Annotated in this window: 21 protein-coding genes; 11 read left to right on the top strand and 10 right to left on the bottom strand. The window is 72.1% G+C overall.

Features of this window, described 5'->3' with window-relative positions:
- Positions 1–26: 26 nt before the first annotated feature.
- On the bottom strand, positions 27–488 hold the full coding sequence (locus ACIO3O_RS14065) for a GNAT family N-acetyltransferase (RefSeq protein WP_401745123.1): 462 nt from the start codon (positions 486–488) through the stop codon (positions 27–29).
- A 156-nt stretch (positions 489–644) separates the two neighbouring features.
- On the opposite strand from ACIO3O_RS14065, the gene ACIO3O_RS14060 reads away from it, so the two are divergent.
- Complete coding sequence (locus tag ACIO3O_RS14060) at positions 645–1,457, top strand: MerR family transcriptional regulator (protein WP_401745122.1); 813 nt, start codon at positions 645–647, stop codon at positions 1,455–1,457.
- Positions 1,458–1,481: 24 nt separating this feature from the next.
- On the opposite strand, the gene ACIO3O_RS14055 is transcribed toward ACIO3O_RS14060, so the two are convergent.
- Both ACIO3O_RS14055 and ACIO3O_RS14050 read right to left on the bottom strand, forming a co-directional pair.
- Positions 1,482–1,745, bottom strand: coding sequence for a type II toxin-antitoxin system RelE/ParE family toxin (locus ACIO3O_RS14055; RefSeq protein ID WP_401745121.1), 264 nt, complete (start codon positions 1,743–1,745; stop codon positions 1,482–1,484).
- Positions 1,742–2,047 (bottom strand): DUF6247 family protein, encoded by a 306-nt coding sequence (locus ACIO3O_RS14050; RefSeq protein WP_401745120.1) that lies wholly within the window; start codon positions 2,045–2,047, stop codon positions 1,742–1,744. The genes ACIO3O_RS14055 and ACIO3O_RS14050 overlap by 4 nt, the downstream gene beginning before the upstream one ends.
- Before the next feature lie 224 nt (positions 2,048–2,271).
- Here ACIO3O_RS14050 and ACIO3O_RS14045 point away from each other — a divergent pair, with 224 nt between their 5' ends.
- Entirely contained in the window at positions 2,272–3,033 is a 762-nt protein-coding gene (locus ACIO3O_RS14045; protein WP_401745119.1) for a response regulator transcription factor, read from the top strand.
- 7 nt (positions 3,034–3,040) lie between these two features.
- Complete coding sequence (locus ACIO3O_RS14040) at positions 3,041–4,180, top strand: sensor histidine kinase (RefSeq protein WP_401745118.1); 1,140 nt, start codon at positions 3,041–3,043, stop codon at positions 4,178–4,180.
- Positions 4,181–4,199: 19 nt separating this feature from the next.
- On the opposite strand, the gene ACIO3O_RS14035 is transcribed toward ACIO3O_RS14040, so the two are convergent.
- Together ACIO3O_RS14035 and ACIO3O_RS14030 are read right to left on the bottom strand one after the other, a co-directional pair.
- A complete protein-coding gene (locus ACIO3O_RS14035) occupies positions 4,200–4,745 on the bottom strand; it encodes a DM13 domain-containing protein (RefSeq protein ID WP_401745117.1) in 546 nt (181 codons plus the stop codon).
- A gap of 171 nt (positions 4,746–4,916) precedes the next feature.
- A complete protein-coding gene (locus tag ACIO3O_RS14030) occupies positions 4,917–5,399 on the bottom strand; it encodes a hypothetical protein (RefSeq protein WP_401745116.1) in 483 nt (160 codons plus the stop codon).
- Positions 5,400–5,590: 191 nt separating this feature from the next.
- Here ACIO3O_RS14030 and ACIO3O_RS14025 point away from each other — a divergent pair, with 191 nt between their 5' ends.
- Positions 5,591–6,394 carry an SDR family NAD(P)-dependent oxidoreductase gene (locus ACIO3O_RS14025; RefSeq protein WP_401745115.1) on the top strand — a complete coding sequence of 268 codons (804 nt, stop codon included), beginning with the start codon at positions 5,591–5,593 and terminating at the stop codon, positions 6,392–6,394.
- A 31-nt stretch (positions 6,395–6,425) separates the two neighbouring features.
- Here the strand turns inward: ACIO3O_RS14025 and ACIO3O_RS14020 are convergent, their stop codons facing one another.
- Positions 6,426–7,070 (bottom strand): TetR/AcrR family transcriptional regulator, encoded by a 645-nt coding sequence (locus tag ACIO3O_RS14020; protein ID WP_401745114.1) that lies wholly within the window; start codon positions 7,068–7,070, stop codon positions 6,426–6,428.
- Between the two features lie 220 nt (positions 7,071–7,290).
- Here ACIO3O_RS14020 and ACIO3O_RS14015 point away from each other — a divergent pair, with 220 nt between their 5' ends.
- Together ACIO3O_RS14015 and ACIO3O_RS14010 are read left to right on the top strand one after the other, a co-directional pair.
- Positions 7,291–8,001 carry a hypothetical protein gene (locus ACIO3O_RS14015; protein WP_401745113.1) on the top strand — a complete coding sequence of 237 codons (711 nt, stop codon included), beginning with the start codon at positions 7,291–7,293 and terminating at the stop codon, positions 7,999–8,001.
- Between the two features lie 85 nt (positions 8,002–8,086).
- On the top strand, positions 8,087–9,076 hold the full coding sequence (locus tag ACIO3O_RS14010) for a glutathione S-transferase family protein (protein WP_401745112.1): 990 nt from the start codon (positions 8,087–8,089) through the stop codon (positions 9,074–9,076).
- Here the strand turns inward: ACIO3O_RS14010 and ACIO3O_RS14005 are convergent.
- Together ACIO3O_RS14005 and ACIO3O_RS14000 are read right to left on the bottom strand one after the other, a co-directional pair.
- Positions 9,067–9,948: a SecDF P1 head subdomain-containing protein gene (locus tag ACIO3O_RS14005; RefSeq protein ID WP_401745111.1), complete on the bottom strand. Its 882-nt coding sequence runs from the start codon at positions 9,946–9,948 to the stop codon at positions 9,067–9,069. The genes ACIO3O_RS14010 and ACIO3O_RS14005 overlap by 10 nt on opposite strands.
- 204 nt (positions 9,949–10,152) lie before the next feature.
- The gene (locus ACIO3O_RS14000) at positions 10,153–10,356 is read right to left on the bottom strand and encodes a cold-shock protein (protein ID WP_401745110.1); all 204 of its coding nucleotides are present in this window, start codon (positions 10,354–10,356) and stop codon (positions 10,153–10,155) included.
- Between the two features lie 136 nt (positions 10,357–10,492).
- Between ACIO3O_RS14000 and ACIO3O_RS13995 the strand changes: the two genes are divergently transcribed.
- Entirely contained in the window at positions 10,493–11,590 is a 1,098-nt protein-coding gene (locus ACIO3O_RS13995) for an AI-2E family transporter (RefSeq protein ID WP_401745109.1), read from the top strand.
- A 57-nt stretch (positions 11,591–11,647) separates the two neighbouring features.
- Complete coding sequence (locus ACIO3O_RS13990) at positions 11,648–12,181, top strand: 2'-5' RNA ligase family protein (protein WP_401745108.1); 534 nt, start codon at positions 11,648–11,650, stop codon at positions 12,179–12,181.
- A gap of 175 nt (positions 12,182–12,356) precedes the next feature.
- On the opposite strand, the gene ACIO3O_RS13985 is transcribed toward ACIO3O_RS13990, so the two are convergent.
- Together ACIO3O_RS13985 and ACIO3O_RS13980 are read right to left on the bottom strand one after the other, a co-directional pair.
- Entirely contained in the window at positions 12,357–12,956 is a 600-nt protein-coding gene (locus tag ACIO3O_RS13985; RefSeq protein WP_401745107.1) for a hypothetical protein, read from the bottom strand.
- A 118-nt stretch (positions 12,957–13,074) separates the two neighbouring features.
- On the bottom strand, positions 13,075–13,257 hold the full coding sequence (locus ACIO3O_RS13980; RefSeq protein ID WP_401745106.1) for a hypothetical protein: 183 nt from the start codon (positions 13,255–13,257) through the stop codon (positions 13,075–13,077).
- A gap of 176 nt (positions 13,258–13,433) precedes the next feature.
- On the opposite strand from ACIO3O_RS13980, the gene ACIO3O_RS13975 reads away from it, so the two are divergent.
- The 3 genes from ACIO3O_RS13975 (at position 13,434) to ACIO3O_RS13965 (ending at position 18,050) form a co-directional block, all read left to right on the top strand.
- Positions 13,434–15,680 carry a right-handed parallel beta-helix repeat-containing protein gene (locus ACIO3O_RS13975; protein ID WP_401745105.1) on the top strand — a complete coding sequence of 749 codons (2,247 nt, stop codon included), beginning with the start codon at positions 13,434–13,436 and terminating at the stop codon, positions 15,678–15,680.
- Positions 15,681–15,940: 260 nt separating this feature from the next.
- The gene (locus tag ACIO3O_RS13970; RefSeq protein ID WP_401745268.1) at positions 15,941–16,759 is read left to right on the top strand and encodes a hypothetical protein; all 819 of its coding nucleotides are present in this window, start codon (positions 15,941–15,943) and stop codon (positions 16,757–16,759) included.
- Between the two features lie 7 nt (positions 16,760–16,766).
- Positions 16,767–18,050, top strand: coding sequence for a hypothetical protein (locus ACIO3O_RS13965; RefSeq protein WP_401745104.1), 1,284 nt, complete (start codon positions 16,767–16,769; stop codon positions 18,048–18,050).
- Positions 18,051–18,092: the final 42 nt, after the last annotated feature.

Here is an 18,092-nt window from a genome sequence, read left to right as displayed (position 1 = left end):
GAGCGGGCGGTCGCGGGACCCGGCGGTCAAGCCTTCGGCCCCACGCTCTTGCGGTAGTGGAAGCGGTCGTAGACGCCTTCGTCGAGGCGGCGTTCGACCATCTCGTAGCCGTGGCGCGGATAGATCTTCTGGTTCTCCCACATCAGGGCGTTGGTGTAGAGCCGAATCTCGGACAGTCCCAACTCCCGTGCGTACGCGTCCGCATGCGCCAGCAGCTCGCGCCCCACACCCTGGCCCGCCCGGTCCGGGTGGACGGCGATCGAGTCGAGAAAGAGGTGGTCGGGCTCCGGGACCAGCACCAGGACCCCGTGCACCGGCTCCCCCACGACGAACACCCGTCCCGCCGCGACGTTCGCCCCGTGATCGGCCAGCATCGGCACGGGCGGACGGCCTATCCGCTCGACGTAGTGCTGGTACGCCGCGTCGGTCACCGCTTTCACGGCGGGGACGTCGTCGGGGGTGGCGGGCCGAATGGCGGTGAGGGTCATGGTCGTACGGTACGACGTGGCTCTGACAGCCCGAGGAAGCAGGAGGAACGCGCAGGTCAGGGACCTAGAGTGGGGCGGGGGTGCAACATCGGCGGGGGAAGTCGGCCGACGGTGCTTGACCCTGACACCGTGTGAGGCCCTCAACTCGGAGACATCATGTTCACCATCGGAGACTTCGCCAGACTCGGCCGCGTGTCGATCCGGATGTTGCGTCACTACGACGCCACCGGGCTGCTGCGCCCAGCCCGGGTCGACCCCGCCACCGGCTACCGCTTCTACTCCGCCGCCCAGCTCGCCCGGCTCAACCGCGTCATCGCGCTCAAGGACCTCGGCTTCACCCTCCAGCAGGTCGGCGAGATCCTCGACGAGAAGGTGAGCGCCGAGGAACTGCGCGCCATGCTCCGGCTGCGCCAGGCCGAGTTGGAGACGGCGATGACCGAGGCGGCCACCCGGCTGGGCCAGGTCGAGGCGAGGCTCCGGTCCATCGAGAGTGAGGGACACATGTCCACGAACGATGTCGTCGTCAAGAGCCTGCCGAGCGTCCGGGTGGCCGAACTCACCGGTGTCGCGGCCGGCTTCGACGCGGTCGGCGCCACGATCCAGCCCTTGTACGAGGAGTTGTTCCAGCGGCTGGAGGCGGCGGGCATCGCGCCCACCGGTCCGGGTATCGCCCACTACGAGGACGCTCCCGGGGGCGGCATCCTCGTCCACGCAGGGGTCGAGGTCTCGGCCCCGGTGCGCGACGACGGCACGCTGCGCGTCCTGGACCTGCCGCCCGTCGAGCAGGCGGCCACCATCGTCCACAAGGGGGCGATGACGACGATCCTCGCCCCCGTCCAGACCCTGGGCCAGTGGATCGAGGCCAACGGCCACCGCTCGGCCGGGTACCCCCGGGAGATCAATCTGGAGTGCCCGCCCCACCAGGACGAGTGGGTGACCGAACTCCAGGAGCCGATCGTCCCGGCCTGACGCCTGGCTCGTGCAGGTGGCTCGCTAGCCGAGCCAGACGAGGTCCAGTACGGACAGGTGGCGCGTCGCACGGTTGGCGAAGTAGACGACCGACACCTGTCCGACGGACGCGATCCGCACGTCCTCGCCCTCCACGTCGCCCGCGTCCCACGGGGCGAAGCCCCAGGGGTTCTCGGCCGCCGCGTCCAGCACGTCCCACACCGTCCGTGCCACGTGCTCCGGCAGTGCGTCGAGCACCTTCGCGGCCGACGGCGAGAACCTGACCGCGTACGGCTGTCCCCCGCTCACCGGCGCCTGGTCCGGATCTCTCCCGCGTCCACGAAAGCGGTGTCGTCCCTGCCGGAGGCGAGGAACGCGTCCACCGCCGGGGCGGACGCGAGGCGGGCCTGCCAGTCCTGGACGACCTCGTACAGGGCGGCGAGGGAGAAGGTGCTGCGGGACAGCTCCAGCGCGGCCGACCACTCCCGCTCGAAGGCCGGAACCCACCGTTCCGCCCGGCGGTCGGCCCGCAGCCGGGCCAGGAGTTCGGCCGGGGCTCCGGGGGCGGGGGCGTACGGCGTGCGGGGCGTGTGGTCGGGCTGCGCGCTCATCGGCTGGTCCTCCCGGCGGCGGGTCGTCACCTCACGGTACGCGCCCCGTCCGGCGGGCGGGGCGGGCCGGGGCCGTATCGGCCGGTCCGGGACCGTTCGACACCCGCCCGAAGTCGTCCCGGTGTCTTCCCGAGTCCTCCCCGAGTCTTACGGAAGGGGGACATCTGGGCGCTCCCGCCGCCCGTGGCCGCCTCCGGGGCCCGTCCTGGTGCGAGGCTGGGGGGATGGGGAACGTACAGAGGGTGCTGGTCGTGGACGACGACCCGACCGTGTCCGAGGTGGTCGCCGGATACCTGGAGCGGGCCGGGTTCGCGGTGGACCGCGCCGCCGACGGGGCCGCTGCGCTGGAGGCCGCCCGGCGGCACTGGCCCGACCTGGTGGTCCTGGACCTGATGCTGCCCGGCATGGACGGCCTCCAGGTCTGCCGGAGGCTGCGGGCGCACGGCCCCGTACCAGTGATCATGCTGACCGCGCGCAGCGGCGAGGAGGACCGCATCCTGGGCCTGGAGGTGGGGGCCGACGACTACGTCACGAAGCCGTTCAGCCCCCGCGAACTGGTCCTGCGGGTCGCCTCCGTGCTGCGGCGCGCCTCGCGCACCCCCTCCCCCGGGCCCGCGCTGCGGGCGGCGGGCCTGGAGGTCGACCCGGCGGCCCGGCGGGCCGTCAAGGACGGTCGCGAACTGGCACTGACCCAGCGGGAGTTCGACCTGCTCGCCCACTTCCTGCGGAACCCCGGGCAGGTGTGCGACCGGGAACTGCTGATGCGGGAGGTGTGGGGGTGGGAGTTCGGCGACCTCTCCACGGTCACCGTCCACGTCCGGCGGCTGCGCAGCAAGATCGAGGAGGACCCGGCCCGGCCCCGGCTCATCCAGACCGTCTGGGGCGCCGGATACCGCTTCGACCCGCCGCACTCCGGATCCGGGACGCCCGACCTGCCGCACGCCGAGACGTTCGACCCGCCGCAGGACCGGACAGCAGAGGACTGAGACGCCCGTGCACGAGATCCTGCTCATCGCCCTGTACGCCTTCCTGGGCGCGGCCGGGGCCGGGCTGCTGGGTGCGGCCGTCCTGCACCTGCTGCGGCGTCGCTCGGTCGCGGTGTCCCTCGCCGTGGTGGCCGCCGTCGCGGTGGGCGCGATGCTCGCCGGAACGCTCGCCGTGGCCTGGGCGATGTTCCTCTCCCCCCACGACCTCTACGTGGTCACCCTGGTCGTGGCGATGGCGGCGGCCGTCTCGCTCGGCACCGCGCTCCTGCTCGGCCGCCGACTCGTCGTCGGCACCCGCCAACTCGCCCGCGCCGCACGGGACTTCGGGGACGGTGGGACCTTCACGCCGCCCCCGCCGGGAGCCGCCCCGGCCGAACTGGCCGCGCTCAGCGCCGAACTCGCCGCGACGGCCGACCGGCTGGCCGCGGCGCGCGAGCGCGAACGCACGCTGGAGGCGTCCCGGCGCGAGCTGGTGGCCTGGATCTCGCACGACCTGCGCACCCCGCTGGCCGGGCTGCGCGCCATGTCCGAGGCGCTGGAGGACGGTGTCGCGCAGGACACCGCCCGCTACCACCGGCAGATCCGCACCGAGGTGGACCGGCTGAACTCCATGGTCGGCGACCTGTTCGAGCTCTCCCGCATCCATGCCGGGGCGCTCGCCCTGCATCCCGCCCGGATGTCGGCGTACGACCTGGTCGGCGAGGTCCTGGAAGGGGCCGACCCGCTCGCCCGGGAGCACGGGGTGCGCCTCGTCGGGGAGCGGGTCGATCCGGTTCCGCTGGAGGTGGACGGCAAGGAGATGTCCAGGGTGCTGGCGAACCTCCTGGTCAACGCGATCCGGCACACCCCGGCCGACGGCACGGTGGCGGTCGCCGCCGAGCAGCGGGCCGCGTGCGTGGTGCTGTCCGTCACGGACGGTTGCGGCGGCATTCCGGCGGAGGACCTGCCCCGGGTCTTCGACACCGGCTGGCGCGGTTCGGCGGCGCGGACCCCACCGGCGGGGGCGGAGCTGGCCCCACCGGCGGGGGCGGGCCTGGGCCTGGCCATCGTGCGCGGCATCGTCGAGGCGCACGCCGGACGGGCGGAGGTCCGTAACGTACCCGGCGGCTGCCGCTTCGAGGTCACCCTCCCGGCCGCTCCGGCCTGAGGGCCCCGCGCCGCCCTCCTCACGCCGCCCGGGCGCCGGCCGGGGTCAGGTCGGCGGCGCCGAAGGACACGGAGAAGCGCGCGCACCAGATCACGGCGCTGCGGTAGGCGGAGAGGTCGGTTCCGGCCGGGACGGCGTAGTTCTGGTTGCCCCGGTTGCCCTTGAGTTTGCCCAGCTCCAGGGCGCCCTTGCCGAGGCCCTTCGGCACGCTCCCGGCGTCACGGGGCGACAGGTAGACCCGTACGTCCGGACCCTCCGACGTCGCGAGGTTCTCCAGGCGCAGCACGGACTGCTTGCCGTCGGCGAGGCGGACGGCGCGGGCGGTGCCGGAGGTGGCGTGCTCATGGCTGACGAAGCTGCCCCGGGCCAGGTCGACCGGCCCGGCCGCGCCCGGGGACGGAGTCGCGGTCGGTGGGCCGGAGGCGGTGGCGGGGAGTGCCTCGTCCACGGTGGTCGTGGTGAACGCCTTCCAGGGCTGGAAGGCGTAGAGGGCGGCTCCCGCGGCCACTGCCAGGGCGACGAGGAGGAGGACGATGGTGCGACGGGACCTGCCGAATGCGGACATGGGGGATCACTCCATGGAGGCGGTACGGGAGGGGCCCGGACCTTGACGGGCCGGGCCTTCTTGCCTCCAGTAGACCTGCGGCCGCACCGGCTGGGCGACCGGTGGAGGGGTGCCGTAAGAGACCGGTAACACCTTGGTGGGGCGGCGCGCGGTGATCCGGGGCCCGGAACCTCAGTGCTTGACCGGCGGGCAGTAGCCGGTGTCCTCGCCGATGCTGTTGATCTCGGCGTTGGAGCGGGGGTCTCCGGCGTAGTTGATCTGGTTGGTGCAGCTGACCCCGGCCTTCTTGGGCGTACCCGCGGGCTTCTGCGGCTTCTGCGGCTTCGGTGCCTTCTCCGGTGCGGGGCAGCGGCCGGTGCTCTCGCCGATGCTGTTGATCTCGGCGTTGGAGCGCGGGTCGTCGGCGTAGTTGATCTGGTCGGTGCACTTGGCTCCGGCCTTCTTCGAGGACTCCTGCGCCTTCGGCGAGCCGCTCCGGCCGGGCTCCGGCGTGGCGGCCGGGGGCTGTCCGCCCACTTTGGCGGAGCTGGACGACGCGGGTTGGGCGGACGAGGGCGTGCCGTCGGTGCCGTTGCCGCCGCAGGCGGTGAGCGTCATGGCGGCGGCCACAGCGGCGAGGGCGAACACCGAGGTCTTCTTCTTCCGAACGAGCATCGTCTCTACTCCCTAGCGGTGGTTCGTGGTTCTGCGGGGTGAGATGCCGGGGTGACCCCGCGAGGTTCCTGGTGGGGCGGTCGTATGACAGGACCGTGACATGTCGTCAGCCCGTGGTGCCGCCCGCCACGCGGCAAAGGCCGATCGTCAATCGGGGTGCGCGGCGCACACGCAGGCGATTTACTCACCGCATGAACAACGGATGGAACAACGGCACGAACAACGGCACGGCCACCGGAATGCTGGCCGGGAAGGCCGTCATGATCACGGGTGCGTCGAGCGGGATCGGGGCCGCCGCCGCCCGCCTTTTCGCGGCGGAGGGAGCGGCGGTCCTGCTGATGGCCCGCCGGGAGGACGTACTGAAGCAACTCGCCCAGGAGATAACCGAGTCGGGCGGCCGGGCGGCCGTGAGCGCGGGCGACGTCGCGGTGCCCGACGACGTACGGCGTGCGGTGGCGGCGACGCGCGAGCACTTCGGCGCGCTGGACGCGGCCTTCAACAACGCCGGGTACGCGGGCGAGGAGTTCCTGCCGCTGCACCAGCTCGACGACGACGCGTTCGACCGGACGATGGACGTCAACGTACGCGGCACGTGGAACTGTCTGCGCGCCCAGATCCCGGTGATGCTCGACGCCGGGAAGGGCTCGATCGTCAACACCGCCAGCACCGCCGCGATGGTCGCGACGGGCGCGCCCGTGCCGTACGTCGCCTCCAAGCACGCGGTGCTCGGCATGACGAAGGCCGCGGCGGCCGAGTACGCGGCCCACCGCATCCGTATCAACGCACTCGTGGTCGGCACGACACGCACGGAGATGATCGCGCAGGCGGTGGAGGCGCGGCCCGAGTTCGAGGAGGCGTTCGTCGCGCGGCAGATGCAGAAGCGGATGGCCGACCCGGTCGAGATCGCCCAGGCCGCCCTGTGGCTGTGCAGCGACCGCTCGACGTTCTCCACCGGATCGGCATTGGCGGTGGACGGCGGCCTGACCTCCAACTGACGGTGCGGCGGCGTGCCGGCCGTCCCCGCGGCTACGGGTCGCGGGGACGGTCGGGAGTGCGCAGGTAGGCCGTCGCCATCTCGCCGAGCTCGTCGGCGTACCGGCGTCGGGCCGCGTCGCCGGTGGCGGCGTCGGGGCGCAGGGAGTTGTGGAAGCAGGCGCCGAGGACGGCGCGGGCCGCGGTGTCGAGTGCCTGCTGCGGCCGGGAGCGGCGGATCTGGTCGGTGTACGGGTCCGCCGCTTCGAGCAGGAGACGGTGGAGTTCGGTGATGGTGCGGGCCCCTCGGTCCAGCGACCTGGCCCCGCGGGTGCGCAGCAGCTCGGGGAAGAGGCTGCTGCTGTCGGCGAAGGACTCCAGCAAGGCGTGCGCGTAGGCGTCCATGACACCGGAGAGCGAGGGCTCGGCCGCCCGCAGCCGCTCGGCGACGTATTCCTCGCGGCGTTCCAGCATCCGCTCGCTCAGGGCGGTGATCAGCTGTTCCTTGTCCTGGAAACGGCGGTAGATCGTCCCGACGGCGACGTCCGCGCGCTGCGCGACACCCGCGATGGTCAGCCCTTCCAGGCCGGAGGCGGCGGCGATCTCCTCGGCCGCCCGCAGCACACGGGCCAGGGTCGCGGCGCTACGGGCCTGCTGGGGCTCCCGGTAGGCCGCCGCGCGTTCCGGCTCCTGAATCATGTTCCGCATCGTATCCACACCGCTCTGAGCAGGGCCTTCGGCGACCGGTGGACTCTTCTGCCGAACGCCTCCCGACGCCTCGGCCGGGCTCCTCTCGACGCCTCGGCCGGGCTCCCCTCGACGCTTCGGCCGGACTCCTCGTCTGGACTCCTGGCCGCGTCTCGTCGTACTCTCAAACGCGAACGTGAATTCACATTCGCATCATGACGGAGGTTCGACCATGACCGAGCACATGACCACCGCCCACCCGACGCCCCCGCCCGTCACCGTGACCCTTGAGGCCGGGCCCGCCGGGGCCGGGAGCATCGACGACTTCGAGCTCTTCTACGCCCGCCGCGCGGTGGACCGCTTCCGGACGCTGCTGGGCCGCCAGGGGCTCCTCGATCTCCTGGCCGCGGACATCGAGGAGGGCAACGCCGTCCTGCGCGAGAGCGCCCGCACCTCCCGAGGCGCCTTCAAGGCGGGCACCACCGTGCTCGCGACGAAGGGGCTGACCTCGGGCGCGTTCCTGGCCTGGATGGACAAGGCGTTCGCGGGGGACGAGCGCGTGCTCCTCGCCGCGCACCCCGAGCACTACGTGATGGGCACCGACGAGATCGGCGCGCGCGTGGTGGAGAACATCGGCCCGCACGTCGCCGACTTCTACATGGGCGGCTGGGGCACCGACGCGCTGGACTGGGCCAAGGACGCGGCCGAGCTGCTCCCGGAGTCGGAGTTTCCGCGCAAGATGTCCTCGAACCTCTTCCTCGCCGACGGCACCGTCGTCGGGCGGGCACTGATCCAGTTCGGCGACACGGCCGAGGGCTTCACCTCGAACCTGACGGTCTACTTCCCCGTCACCTGCCCCGACGAGGTCCTGGACCACCACCTGCGGCACTACGCCGTCGAGTTCCGGAACTGGATCGTCGCCGCCTCCACCGCCCGCGCCTGACCAGGCGGGGATGACACCGGCCTTCCGTACGGGACAGAATCGGCAAACGTCGCACAACGCCCGACACGCGAGAGGGAGGGCCGAGATGGGCAACGAGGCCTACGGCAAGAAGCAGTTCAAGAGGTCGCGCAGTCACTTCACGGACCGCATCACCGCCGACGGACGCGACGGCTGGCCGGTGGAGGCGGGGCGCTACCGGCTCGTGGTGAGCCTGGCGTGCCCGTGGGCCCACCGGGTGCTCATCGCGCGCCGGCTGCTCGGCCTGGAGTCCGCGCTCTCGCTCGGCGTCACCGATCCCCTTCAGGACGACCGCAGTTGGCGGTTCACCCTGGACCCCGACGGCCGGGACCCGGTGCTGGGCATCCGGTATCTGAGCGAGGCGTACGAGGCCCGGGAGAAGGACGCGCCGGGCGGGGTCAGCGTACCGGCGATCGTGGACGTACCCAGTGGGCAGCTGGTCACCAACGACTTCCAGCAGATCACCCTCGACCTGGCCACCGAGTGGACGGACCTGCATCGTCCGGGGGCTCCGGACCTGTATCCGCAGCGTCTGCGCGAGGAGATCGACGAGGTGGCGGAGGAGGTCTTCCTCGACCTCAACAACGGTGTGTACCGGGCGGGTTTCGCGACCGGCCAGGCCGAGTACGAGGGTGCGTGCCGGGACGTCTTCCGCCGCCTCGACGCGCTGGCGCGGCGGCTCGCGGACCGGCGCTACCTCGTCGGTGACACGCTCACCGAGGCCGACATCCGGCTGTTCACGACGCTGGTCCGCTTCGACGCGGTCTATCACGGCCACTTCAAGTGCAACCGGTACAAGCTCAGCGAGAACCCGGTGCTGTGGGCGTACGCCCGGGACCTCTTCCAGACGCCGGGGTTCGGGGACACCGTCGACTTCGACCACATCAAACGGCACTACTACCAGGTCCACACGGGCGTCAACCCGACGGGCATCGTGCCGCTGGGACCGGACACCGACGGCTGGACCACGCCGCACGGCCGCGAACACCTGGGTGGCCGTCCCTTCGGCGAGAGGACGCCGCCCGGGCCGCCCCTGGTGAAGGTGGGTCAGGAGTAGCGCTGGACGGAGGAGACCCGCAGGCGCAGCGGCAGCGATCCCGAGGTGATCTGCGCGGCCAGCTCCTGTGCCGACTCCCGGGTGAAGGAGCCGGAGATCTCCGCCCGGCCGCCGGTGAGCGCCTGGTTGACCGTGGGGGCCGAGAGCACCTCGCCGTCCCGGACGATGGCGAACTGGTTCATGGGCTGCTGTTGCGCGGCGAGTCGACCGGTCAGCTCGGTGAAGCGCCGGGACCCCGCCGTGTCGAAGGTCAGCGCGACCAGCCACGCGCCGGTGTGCTCGCCGTACTCGGCCGTGGACTTCTCGACGTTCGATCCTGCGATGCCGACGGGGCCGAGCTGGTAGGGGGTCCCGGCCTCCGGTCCGGTGCCGCAGGCCCTCGTCGGGCGCGACGGCGCGGGGTCGCGGGGCGGTGTGCACGGCTTCGCGCTCGGGGGCCCGATGGCGAGGACCGGGCGGAAGGCCACCTCGGCGGGGGTGCCGAGGGAGGTGAGGCGCTCCTCGGTCTCGTTCGTCGCGGACACCGTGACGTCGCCCCCGGTGACGGTGATCTCGACGTTCTTCATGCCCAGGGCGGCGGCACGCTTGCGCATCAGTGCGGCCGTCCGCTGCAACTCGGCGTCCCCGCGCGGGGTTTCGGGCCGGAAGGTCACATCCATGCGGCCCCGGAAGGCCGGTGGTGCGGTCGTCGTGTCCGTGGGGGTGTGCGGGGCCGTCGCGGGCGGCGGAGGGGCGGTGGGCGGGGCCGACCGCTGCGAGGTGTCGCCCGGTTGCGATCCGCAGGCGGTCAGTACGGCCAGGGCGCCTGTCGTCGCCAGGGCCTGCAACGCCGTACGCCGAAGCGGCCGAAGAGGTCGTGCGCCACGATTCATGTCGCTCCCTGCCCTGTGCCCTGCGCTCGCCCGGGCGTCCTTGGTGGCACGGCCCTGGGTGGCATGTCCCTTGGTGGTACGTCGTGCGGTGGTACGTCGTGCGGTGGTACGTCGTGCGGTGGTACGTCGTGACCGCGACCGCCCACACCAGGGTGCGCGGGCGGTCGCGGAGGAACCCGTGGCCCCGTCACGGGGCGGAAGGGGTCAGGCGGGGGTGATGTTCTCCGCCTGCGGGCCCTTCTGTCCCTGGGTGACGTCGAAGGTGACCTTCTGGCCCTCCTGGAGCTCGCGGAAGCCGGAGGCGTTGATGTTCGAGTAGTGGGCGAAGACGTCGGGGCCTCCACCGTCCTGCTCGATGAAACCGAAGCCCTTTTCCGCGTTGAACCATTTCACCGTGCCACTGGCCATGCTCGTACCTTCCACGCATCCCAGGACCCGCACCGCGCGAATCCGGGAGGATCATGCCCCGACCGCGCGAGGTAATGCGGGACGGCGGCACTTTTCGGAGATCGACAGGCCGAGGCAACTGGCAGAATGTCCCGACATGTTGAGTTCCGCGAAATCTGCCGCCGCCCTTCGGCGAGTGGCCCGTATATCTCTGGACCTGCTTCTGGTGCTGGTCGCCGTTGCGGCGGTGCTGTGGCTGGTGGGGCAGATGTGGTCGGTGTTCTGGCCGGTCGTCGTCGCCCTCCTGCTGACCACGCTCACCTGGCCGCCGGTACGTTTCCTGCGTCGGCACGGCTGGCGTCCGGCCGCGGCCGCCGGGCTGGTGACGCTGGTCTTCCTGCTCGTGGTCGCGGGCGTCGCGGCGCTGATCGCGCTGCCCGTGGCGTCCCAGGCGGGCCAGCTCAGCGACAGCGTGGTCGCGGGCATCCAGCAGGTGCGCGAGTGGGCCGCCGGGCCGCCGCTGAACATCGGCGACGACCAGATCACCCGCGCCCTCGACGAAGCGGTCCAGCGCATCCAGAACAGCGCGGGCAGCGTGCTCACCGCCTTCGGGACCGGTGTGAGCACCGTCGTCAACGGGCTGGTCACCGCGGTGCTGGCCGTGTTCCTGATGTTCTTCTTCCTCAAGGACGGCTCACGGTTCCTGCCGTGGCTGGGCCGCCAGCTGCCCGGCCGGGCCGCCACCGATCTGCCGGTCGTGGCGAAGCGGTGCTGGCGCACGCTGGGCACCTTCGTGCGGTCGCAGGCCCTGGTGGGACTGCTGGACGCCGTGTTCATCGGGATCGGCCTGTGGGTGCTGGGCGTGCCGCTGGTGCTGCCGCTGGCCGTGCTCACGTTCGTCTCCGCGTTCGTACCGATCGTCGGTGCGCTGTTCGCGGGATTCGTCTCGGTGCTGATCGCCTGGGTGTCCAACGGCTTCACGGACGCACTGATCGTCCTGGTGATCATCGTGGTGGTCCAGCAACTGGAGGGCAACGTCTTCCAGCCGATGATCCAGAGCCGCGGACTGGGGCTGCACGCGGGCGTGGTCCTCATGGTGGTGGTGCTGGGCGGCAATCTGGCCGGAGTGGTGGGCAGCCTGCTCGCGGTGCCCGTCGCCGCGCTGCTGGCCGTCGTCTGGAACTACCTCCGCGACCAGCTCGGCGCCATCGAGCTCGAACCGTCGGCGGGCGATGCGGGAGAGGGCGGGGTGTAGACCGGTGGTGCTGTCCACGGCGGTTCGGGGCCCGGGCCCCGATCGTGGAAACGGGGGATGACGACGATGCCCAAGGTGGGGATGACCGCCGTCCTGGCGCTGCTGCCGGACGCCGACCCGCTGCTGGACCTCGCGGCCCGGGTGGACCCCCGGTCAGTACGGCCCGGGGTGCCCGCACACGCGGCCCTGCTCTACCCGTGGCTTCCGGCCGACCGGATCGGCCCGGCGGAGCTGGACCGGCTGCGGGCCGCGCTGGTGCGGTCCGTGGCGGGGGCCGACCGGATTCCGGTACTGCTGGGCGAGGTCGAGCGGGCCGGGTCGTTCGTCGGGGTCCCGGTGCCGGAACTGGACGCCGTGGCCACCGCCGTGCGCGCAGCCTTCCCCGAGCAGGTTCCGTACGGCGGCCGGTTCGGGCGGAATCCGCCGGTGCACGTGACGGTGGCGCTGGACGCGGAGGACCGTGCCGCCGGGGACATCGCGCGGCGTGTCACCGGCTGCCTGCCGATCCGTACCGCGGTGACCTGCATGCAGGTGGTCGCCCTCGGGGCGGACGGCTGGCGGGGCGTGGCGGAGCTGCCGTTCGCGGGGTGAGCGGTGGGGGGGCGTTGCGGGTCGGGGCCTGACGGATGGGGTGGCTGCTCGCGGTCACCGGTTCGGGTGGACGGGGGGCTCGTGGTCAGCGGTTCGGGCGGCCGGGGGCTCGTGGTCAGCGATTCGGGTGGCCGGGGGCTCGTGGTCAGCGATTCGGGTGGCCGGGGGCTCGTGGTCAGCGGTCCGTCCGGTCAGTGGCGGTCTCCGCCGCGAACTCCGGTGCGAGGCGGGCCTCCAGGCGGTTCAGGCGGGCCTGGAGGCGGGACACCACGCTGATCCGGGAGGCCAGGTAGCCCGCCGCGAAGACCAGGCTCACCCCGTAGAGCACGTTCCCCGACAGCAGTTGCAGGGCCGCGACCAGGAGCACCAGCACCACGCTCGCGGGCCTCATCCAGCGTCCGCCCGCCCGCTTGCTGTTCTGAAACCTGACCAGGCAGAACATCGCCCGCCGGGCCACCGGGTCGGCCGGAATCGCCTCCCGCCGGGAGAGCCGCAGGACGGCGGCGAGCCGACGGTGGCCGAGTCCCGTCTCGCGCTGGAGCCGCTTGAGGGCCATCGAGTTGAACAGGATCAGCAGGCTCGCCGTCACCACCGCGACGACGCTGCCCCAGACTCCGATCCTCGGGCCGAACAACCAGGCCACGCCGGACACGGCACCGAGGCCGAGCAGGATCGCCGCGTTGCCCGCCCAGGGAGCGTCGTGCCAGCGCCACTCCGCCTCCCAGTCCACGTCGCTCTCGCCGCATGCGTACTGCTGTCTGTCGTCGCTGTTCACGGGGTTCCCGCCTCTCCGCCTCATCCATGCCCGGCGGATGTTACGGAGTGCCCGACGGGACGCCAACTCGGCGTACATTCAGGGCATTTGCGGTCAGGCGGGGTCCTGCGTGCGCCCGCTACGCCTTCCGGCGCCGCCACCAGTCCTTGAACGTCATGATCAGCCACCACGCACCACCGGCCGCGACTCCGCGCCCCACCGCCGCCGCACCGTCGGAGCCCATCCAGAGCATCGGCAGGAACGCCGCAACGAGGCCGACGAACACTCCACCCGCCGCGTTGATCAGCACCAGTCGTCTCATGCCCACCGGCTACCCGGCACGGGGTTGTTCATCGTCATGGGAGACCCCCTTTCCAACAGGCTTGCCAGGCACGCGCGTTGAGCCAGGCGTGGAGATCTCGCGCGCCGTCGCGGCCGGTGCGTTTGGTGCGTGCACGGGGGGTCCAAAAAGATGAACATTGCTCTACTCTCACGCACATGTCGTGGACCCGCAGGTTCCCTGCCGTGCCGGCGGCGCTCCTCGCCGCGCTCTTCGCCCTGCTGTTGATCGTGATCGCCGCGCCCGCCGCGAGCGCGCACGAGGAGCGGCCCGTGTCCTTTCCGGACGGCTCCGGGTCCGTACCCGTCCACCGGACGGGAGAGCCCGATCTCGTCGTCTGCAAGACCGACCGGGCCGCGTTCGAGCGGCGGATCGCCGCCTTCCCCGAGCAGCTGAAGCAGCGCAACCTCGCCCTGTACGCGCGCTGTCAGAAGAGCGGTTACCGGCATCTCCAGGCCGCCGTCGACGCCGTGGACCGGCCCGGCATGAACATCGCGATCCTCCCCGGCCTGTACGAGGAGGAGCCCTCGCTGCCGAAGCCGACCGGGGCGTGCGCCGCGCTGAAGGCCCCCAACTCCTCGCTCGGGTACCAGATCCTGTCGTACGCGCAACAGAAGCAGTGCCCCCGCAACCAGAACCTGGTGGCGATTCTCGGCAAGAAGAACCTCCAGATCGAGGGCACCGGCGCGTCCCGGCTCGACGTCGTCATCGACGCCAAGTACCAGAAGCTGAACGCGATTCGCGCCGACGAGTCCGACGGCGTCTACTTCCGCAACTTCACCGCCCAGCGCACCACCTTCAACTCGCTGTACGTCCTCGCGGGCGACGGCTTCGTCATCGACGACGTCCTGACCCGCTGGAACGACGAGTACGGGTTCCTGACCTTCGCCAGCGACCACGGCCTCTACAAGAACTGCGAGTCGTACGGCAACGGGGACTCCGGCATCTACCCGGGCAGCGCCTCCAACATCAACAACGGCCGCGGCTACGACGTCCCCCGGTACTCGATCGAGATCACCGGCTGCCGGAGCCACCACAACATGGTCGGCTACTCGGGCACGGCGGGCGACTCGGTCTGGGTGCACGACAACGAGTTCGACCAGAACATGGGCGGCGCGTCCATGGACAGCGCCTTCCCCGGCCACCCCGGACTCCCCCAGAACCACGCCAAGTTCGAGCGCAACCTGATCCACGACAACAACGCCGACTACTACCCGTACGTCGCCGACGGCACCTGCGCCAAAGCGCCCGTCGACCGGGGCTACGAGCGGGGCGTGGTCTGCCCGCAGATCTCGATGCCCCCGGGCACCGGCATCATCACCGCGGGCGGCAACTGGAACCTGTACGAGAACAACTGGGTGTACGGACACCAGCGCGCAGCCTTCTACCTCAACGCCGTCCCCGCCTTCATCCGAGGCGAGAAGGCCTGGGGCAAGCAGACCGACACCTCGCACCACAACCGTTACGCGCACAACGTCCTCGGCAAGGACAAGAGCGGTGCCTCCCGACCCAACGGCATGGACGTGACCTGGGACGGACAGGGCAAGGGGAACTGCTGGCAGGACGGGCCCGACGGGTCGAGCCCGGGGACCGTACCGCTGTGCGGCGACGAACGGGGCGACCTCTCGGGCGGCTCGGACCGGCTCGTGGGCGAGCCGGTCAAGCTGGCGCAGCTGCTGATCTGCGCCGACTACAGCGTGCAGGCCAAGCGGCTGCCCTCGGGCTGCGACTGGTACGGGGCGCGCGGGATGGAGCGCGTGGAGACGCAGATCGCGCTGGCGGTCGCGGCCGTATTGCTGCTGGTGGGCGGGGTGCTGTGGTGGCGGCGGCTGCGGACGTCCCGGCTGGGCACGGTGGCCACCGTGCTGGGCGTGGTGGGTCTGGCCCTGGACGTGGCGGGCTCCACCATGCCGCTGGCCCCCACGCCCGTACCCGCCGTGGCCCTGCTCTGTCTCGGGCTGTGGTGGGTGGGCGCGGGCCTCGCCCTGCGGCCGGCGCGGCCCTGGCTGGCCCGGCTCACGCTGCTGCTGGGCGCGCTCACTCTGCTGGACGCCTTCGACAAGGCCGTGCTGATGGTTCCCTGGATGCCGATCAGTCCTGCTTGGGTACGGACGCTGGTCGCGGTGGTGTGGGTGCTGTGGGCGGTGATCGCCTCGGCAAGCCGCCCGGGCACCGCGGCCCAGCCCGGCGAAGGTTCGGGCGACGACCCCGACGGGAGCGAGGCCCACGACGGCGCCGCCGAGGGCGCGCTCGTCGGTGGCTCGCCCCGGGCGAGCACGAAGGTCACGAAGGTTCCGCGGACGGGAGCGGGGTCCGGCTCCGGCTCCGGGCCGACCGGAAGCGCAGGGCCGACCGGGAGCACCGGGCCGACCGGGAGTTCCGGCGCGCAGGACCCGACGCCGTGAACCGGACCCACGCCGCCGCCGCTGCTGCTGCCGCGCCCACTGCCGCTGGAGGCACTGTGACCGCACGCCCCGAAGACGACCGGCCCGAAGCCGCCGGTACCGCAGGCGACCGCTTCCGCTGCGCCGCCTGCGCGACGAGTACGCCCGACACCGCCCCGCACCCAACCATCCGCACCCACCCACTCGCCCACCCCCACCCCCACTCCCGCCCCCACCGCACCCGCCGCCCCTTCCTCGCCCCCCGCGCCCTCCTCGTACTCATCCTGCTCACGGTCGCCACGGCTGCGGGCTGCGGTGAACCGGCCACCACCCACCACAAGCCCGGCACCACCCACCAGCAGGCCTCCGGCAACGTGGGCACCCTGCTCAGCACCGACGACGGTGCCGGGCACCGGCTTCGCGAGGTCGCGGCCGAGGGTGCCCCGCAGGTGCAGCTGGCCGTGCGCCCCGACTCCGAGGACGGCTGGAACCTCCAACTGACGGTACGGAACTTCCGGTTCACCCCCGACAGCGTCGGCGGCGCCGCCCTCCCCGGCACGGGCCACGCCCACCTGGAGCTCGACAAGCGCAAGATCGCCCGCCTGTACGGCCCCTGGTTCCACCTGCCCGCGTCGCAGGTGCCCAAGGGCGCGCACACCCTGACCGTCCGCCTCTACGCGGACGACCACACCGCATGGGCCGTCGCGGGCAAACCGGTCGAGGTCGCCGTCCCCCTGACCGCGTCCACCCCGGCCACCGGAGGCCACAGCCACCCCGCACCCGCTCCGGGCCAGAGCGACCCGGCACAGGACAGCCCGCCTCGGGGCGGCCCGGCGGCCGACCGCACCGTGACCATCGCGGTGCGGGACGGCAAGGTCTCCCCCGCCCCGGGCCGCACCGAGCTGAAGCGCGGCGAACGGGTCGCCCTGCGGGTCACCAGCGACCGGGACGACACCCTGCACGTCCACGGCTACGACAAGGAACTCCCGCTGCCCGCCGGCCGCGAGGCCGCCCTGGTCCTGACCGTCGACCGCAGCGGCCTCTTCGAGGTCGAGACCCACGAGTCCGGCCTGGTCCTGACCCAGCTCCTCGTCCGGTGAGCCGCCGGTGATCCTCGCCCACGGCATCGGCTCCCAGCACGACCTGCCGATCTCCCCCTTCTACGCGTTCTCCGGAGCCTTCGCGGCGCTCTTCGTCTCCTTCCTCGCCCTGGGGCTGCTCTGGTCCACCTCCCGTTTCCGCGGCGACCGTTCGGGGCTCGCCCTGCCCGTCGGCCTCCAGCGCGCGGTCGACGCACCGGTCACCCGGACCACCCTGCGGATGCTGGGCCTCGCCGCCGCACTGGCCTTCGTCCTGCACCTCGTCCTGGGACCCGACGACCCCGACCGCAATCCCGCTCCCGGCGCCGTCTACGTGCTGCTCTGGGTCGGTCTCGTGCCCGCCTCCCTCCTCCTGGGCCCCGTCTGGCGCCTCCTCAACCCGCTCCGCTCCCTGCACCGGCTCCTCACCCGGGCCCGCCGCCGCGGCCGACCCGACCCTCGCCCGCACCCGCTCCCGCCCCGGCTCGGCCAATGGCCCGCCGCGGCCGGGCTGCTGGCCTTCACCTGGCTGGAGCTCGTCTCACCCGAGCCCGCCGCCCGCACCTCCCTCCTGATCGCCCTGCTCGTCCACGTCGTCGTCCAACTCGCCCTCGCCGCCCGCTACGGCGAACGCTGGTTCGCCGACGGCGACCCCTTCGAGGCCTACTCCACCCTGCTGGCCCGCCTCTCCCCCTTCGGCCGCCGCGCGGACGGCCGCCTGGTGCTCCGTAACCCCTTCCACGGACTCGACGCCACACCCGAGCGTCCCGGACTCGTCGCCACCGTCTGCGTCCTGCTCGGCTCCACCGCCTACGACGGCTTCTCCGACAGCCCTTCCTGGATCAACGCGATACAGACCTCCCCTCTCGGCCGCACCTTCACAGCCACCCTCGGACTCCTCGGCGCCGTCACCCTCGTCGCCGCCCTCTACTGCCTGTGCGCCGCAGCCACCCGACTCCTCAGCGGACCGCACCCCGCCCCGCTGACGGCCTTCGCGCACTCACTGGTGCCGATCGCGCTCGGCTACCTCGTGGCCCACTACTTCTCCCTCCTGGTGACCGAAGGACCACGTACGGTAAGCATGGCACTCGGCACTGACAACGCCCCCGATCCCTTGCCCCCCTTGGGCCCCGGAGCCCTGGCCGTCCTCCAGGTGACCGCCGTCGTCGCCGGCCACGTACTGGGAGTGATCGCGGCCCACGACCGCTCCGTCCGCCTCTTCCCACCCGCCCGCGCCGTGGTCGGCCAACTGCCCCTGCTGGCCCTGATGATCACGTACACGATCGGCGGCCTGGCCCTCCTGCTGAACTGAGGGATGCAGGGCCGGAGGGGGTGACGTCGGACCTGACACTGC

The sequence above is a fragment of the Streptomyces sp. NPDC087440 genome (assembly GCF_044744005.1).
Taxonomy (GTDB): Bacteria; Actinomycetota; Actinomycetes; order Streptomycetales; family Streptomycetaceae; genus Streptomyces.
This window is presented reverse-complemented; position numbering and strand designations above follow the sequence as displayed.

Excerpts from the sequence above, each read along its gene's own strand:
- ACIO3O_RS14065 (WP_401745123.1), bottom strand. The coding sequence starts at position 488 with ATGACCCTCACCGCCATTCGGCCCGCCACCCCCGACGACGTCCCCGCC.
- ACIO3O_RS14060 (WP_401745122.1), top strand. The coding sequence starts at position 645 with ATGTTCACCATCGGAGACTTCGCCAGACTCGGCCGCGTGTCGATCCGG.
- ACIO3O_RS14050 (WP_401745120.1), bottom strand. The coding sequence starts at position 2,047 with ATGAGCGCGCAGCCCGACCACACGCCCCGCACGCCGTACGCCCCCGCC.
- ACIO3O_RS14045 (WP_401745119.1), top strand. The coding sequence starts at position 2,272 with ATGGGGAACGTACAGAGGGTGCTGGTCGTGGACGACGACCCGACCGTG.
- ACIO3O_RS14035 (WP_401745117.1), bottom strand. The coding sequence starts at position 4,745 with ATGTCCGCATTCGGCAGGTCCCGTCGCACCATCGTCCTCCTCCTCGTC.
- ACIO3O_RS14030 (WP_401745116.1), bottom strand. The coding sequence starts at position 5,399 with ATGCTCGTTCGGAAGAAGAAGACCTCGGTGTTCGCCCTCGCCGCTGTG.
- ACIO3O_RS14025 (WP_401745115.1), top strand. The coding sequence starts at position 5,591 with ATGAACAACGGATGGAACAACGGCACGAACAACGGCACGGCCACCGGA.
- ACIO3O_RS14020 (WP_401745114.1), bottom strand. The coding sequence starts at position 7,070 with ATGATTCAGGAGCCGGAACGCGCGGCGGCCTACCGGGAGCCCCAGCAG.
- ACIO3O_RS14015 (WP_401745113.1), top strand. The coding sequence starts at position 7,291 with ATGACCGAGCACATGACCACCGCCCACCCGACGCCCCCGCCCGTCACC.
- ACIO3O_RS14010 (WP_401745112.1), top strand. The coding sequence starts at position 8,087 with ATGGGCAACGAGGCCTACGGCAAGAAGCAGTTCAAGAGGTCGCGCAGT.
- ACIO3O_RS14005 (WP_401745111.1), bottom strand. The coding sequence starts at position 9,948 with ATGAATCGTGGCGCACGACCTCTTCGGCCGCTTCGGCGTACGGCGTTG.
- ACIO3O_RS14000 (WP_401745110.1), bottom strand. The coding sequence starts at position 10,356 with ATGGCCAGTGGCACGGTGAAATGGTTCAACGCGGAAAAGGGCTTCGGT.
- ACIO3O_RS13995 (WP_401745109.1), top strand. The coding sequence starts at position 10,493 with ATGTTGAGTTCCGCGAAATCTGCCGCCGCCCTTCGGCGAGTGGCCCGT.
- ACIO3O_RS13990 (WP_401745108.1), top strand. The coding sequence starts at position 11,648 with ATGACGACGATGCCCAAGGTGGGGATGACCGCCGTCCTGGCGCTGCTG.
- ACIO3O_RS13980 (WP_401745106.1), bottom strand. The coding sequence starts at position 13,257 with ATGAGACGACTGGTGCTGATCAACGCGGCGGGTGGAGTGTTCGTCGGC.
- ACIO3O_RS13975 (WP_401745105.1), top strand. The coding sequence starts at position 13,434 with ATGTCGTGGACCCGCAGGTTCCCTGCCGTGCCGGCGGCGCTCCTCGCC.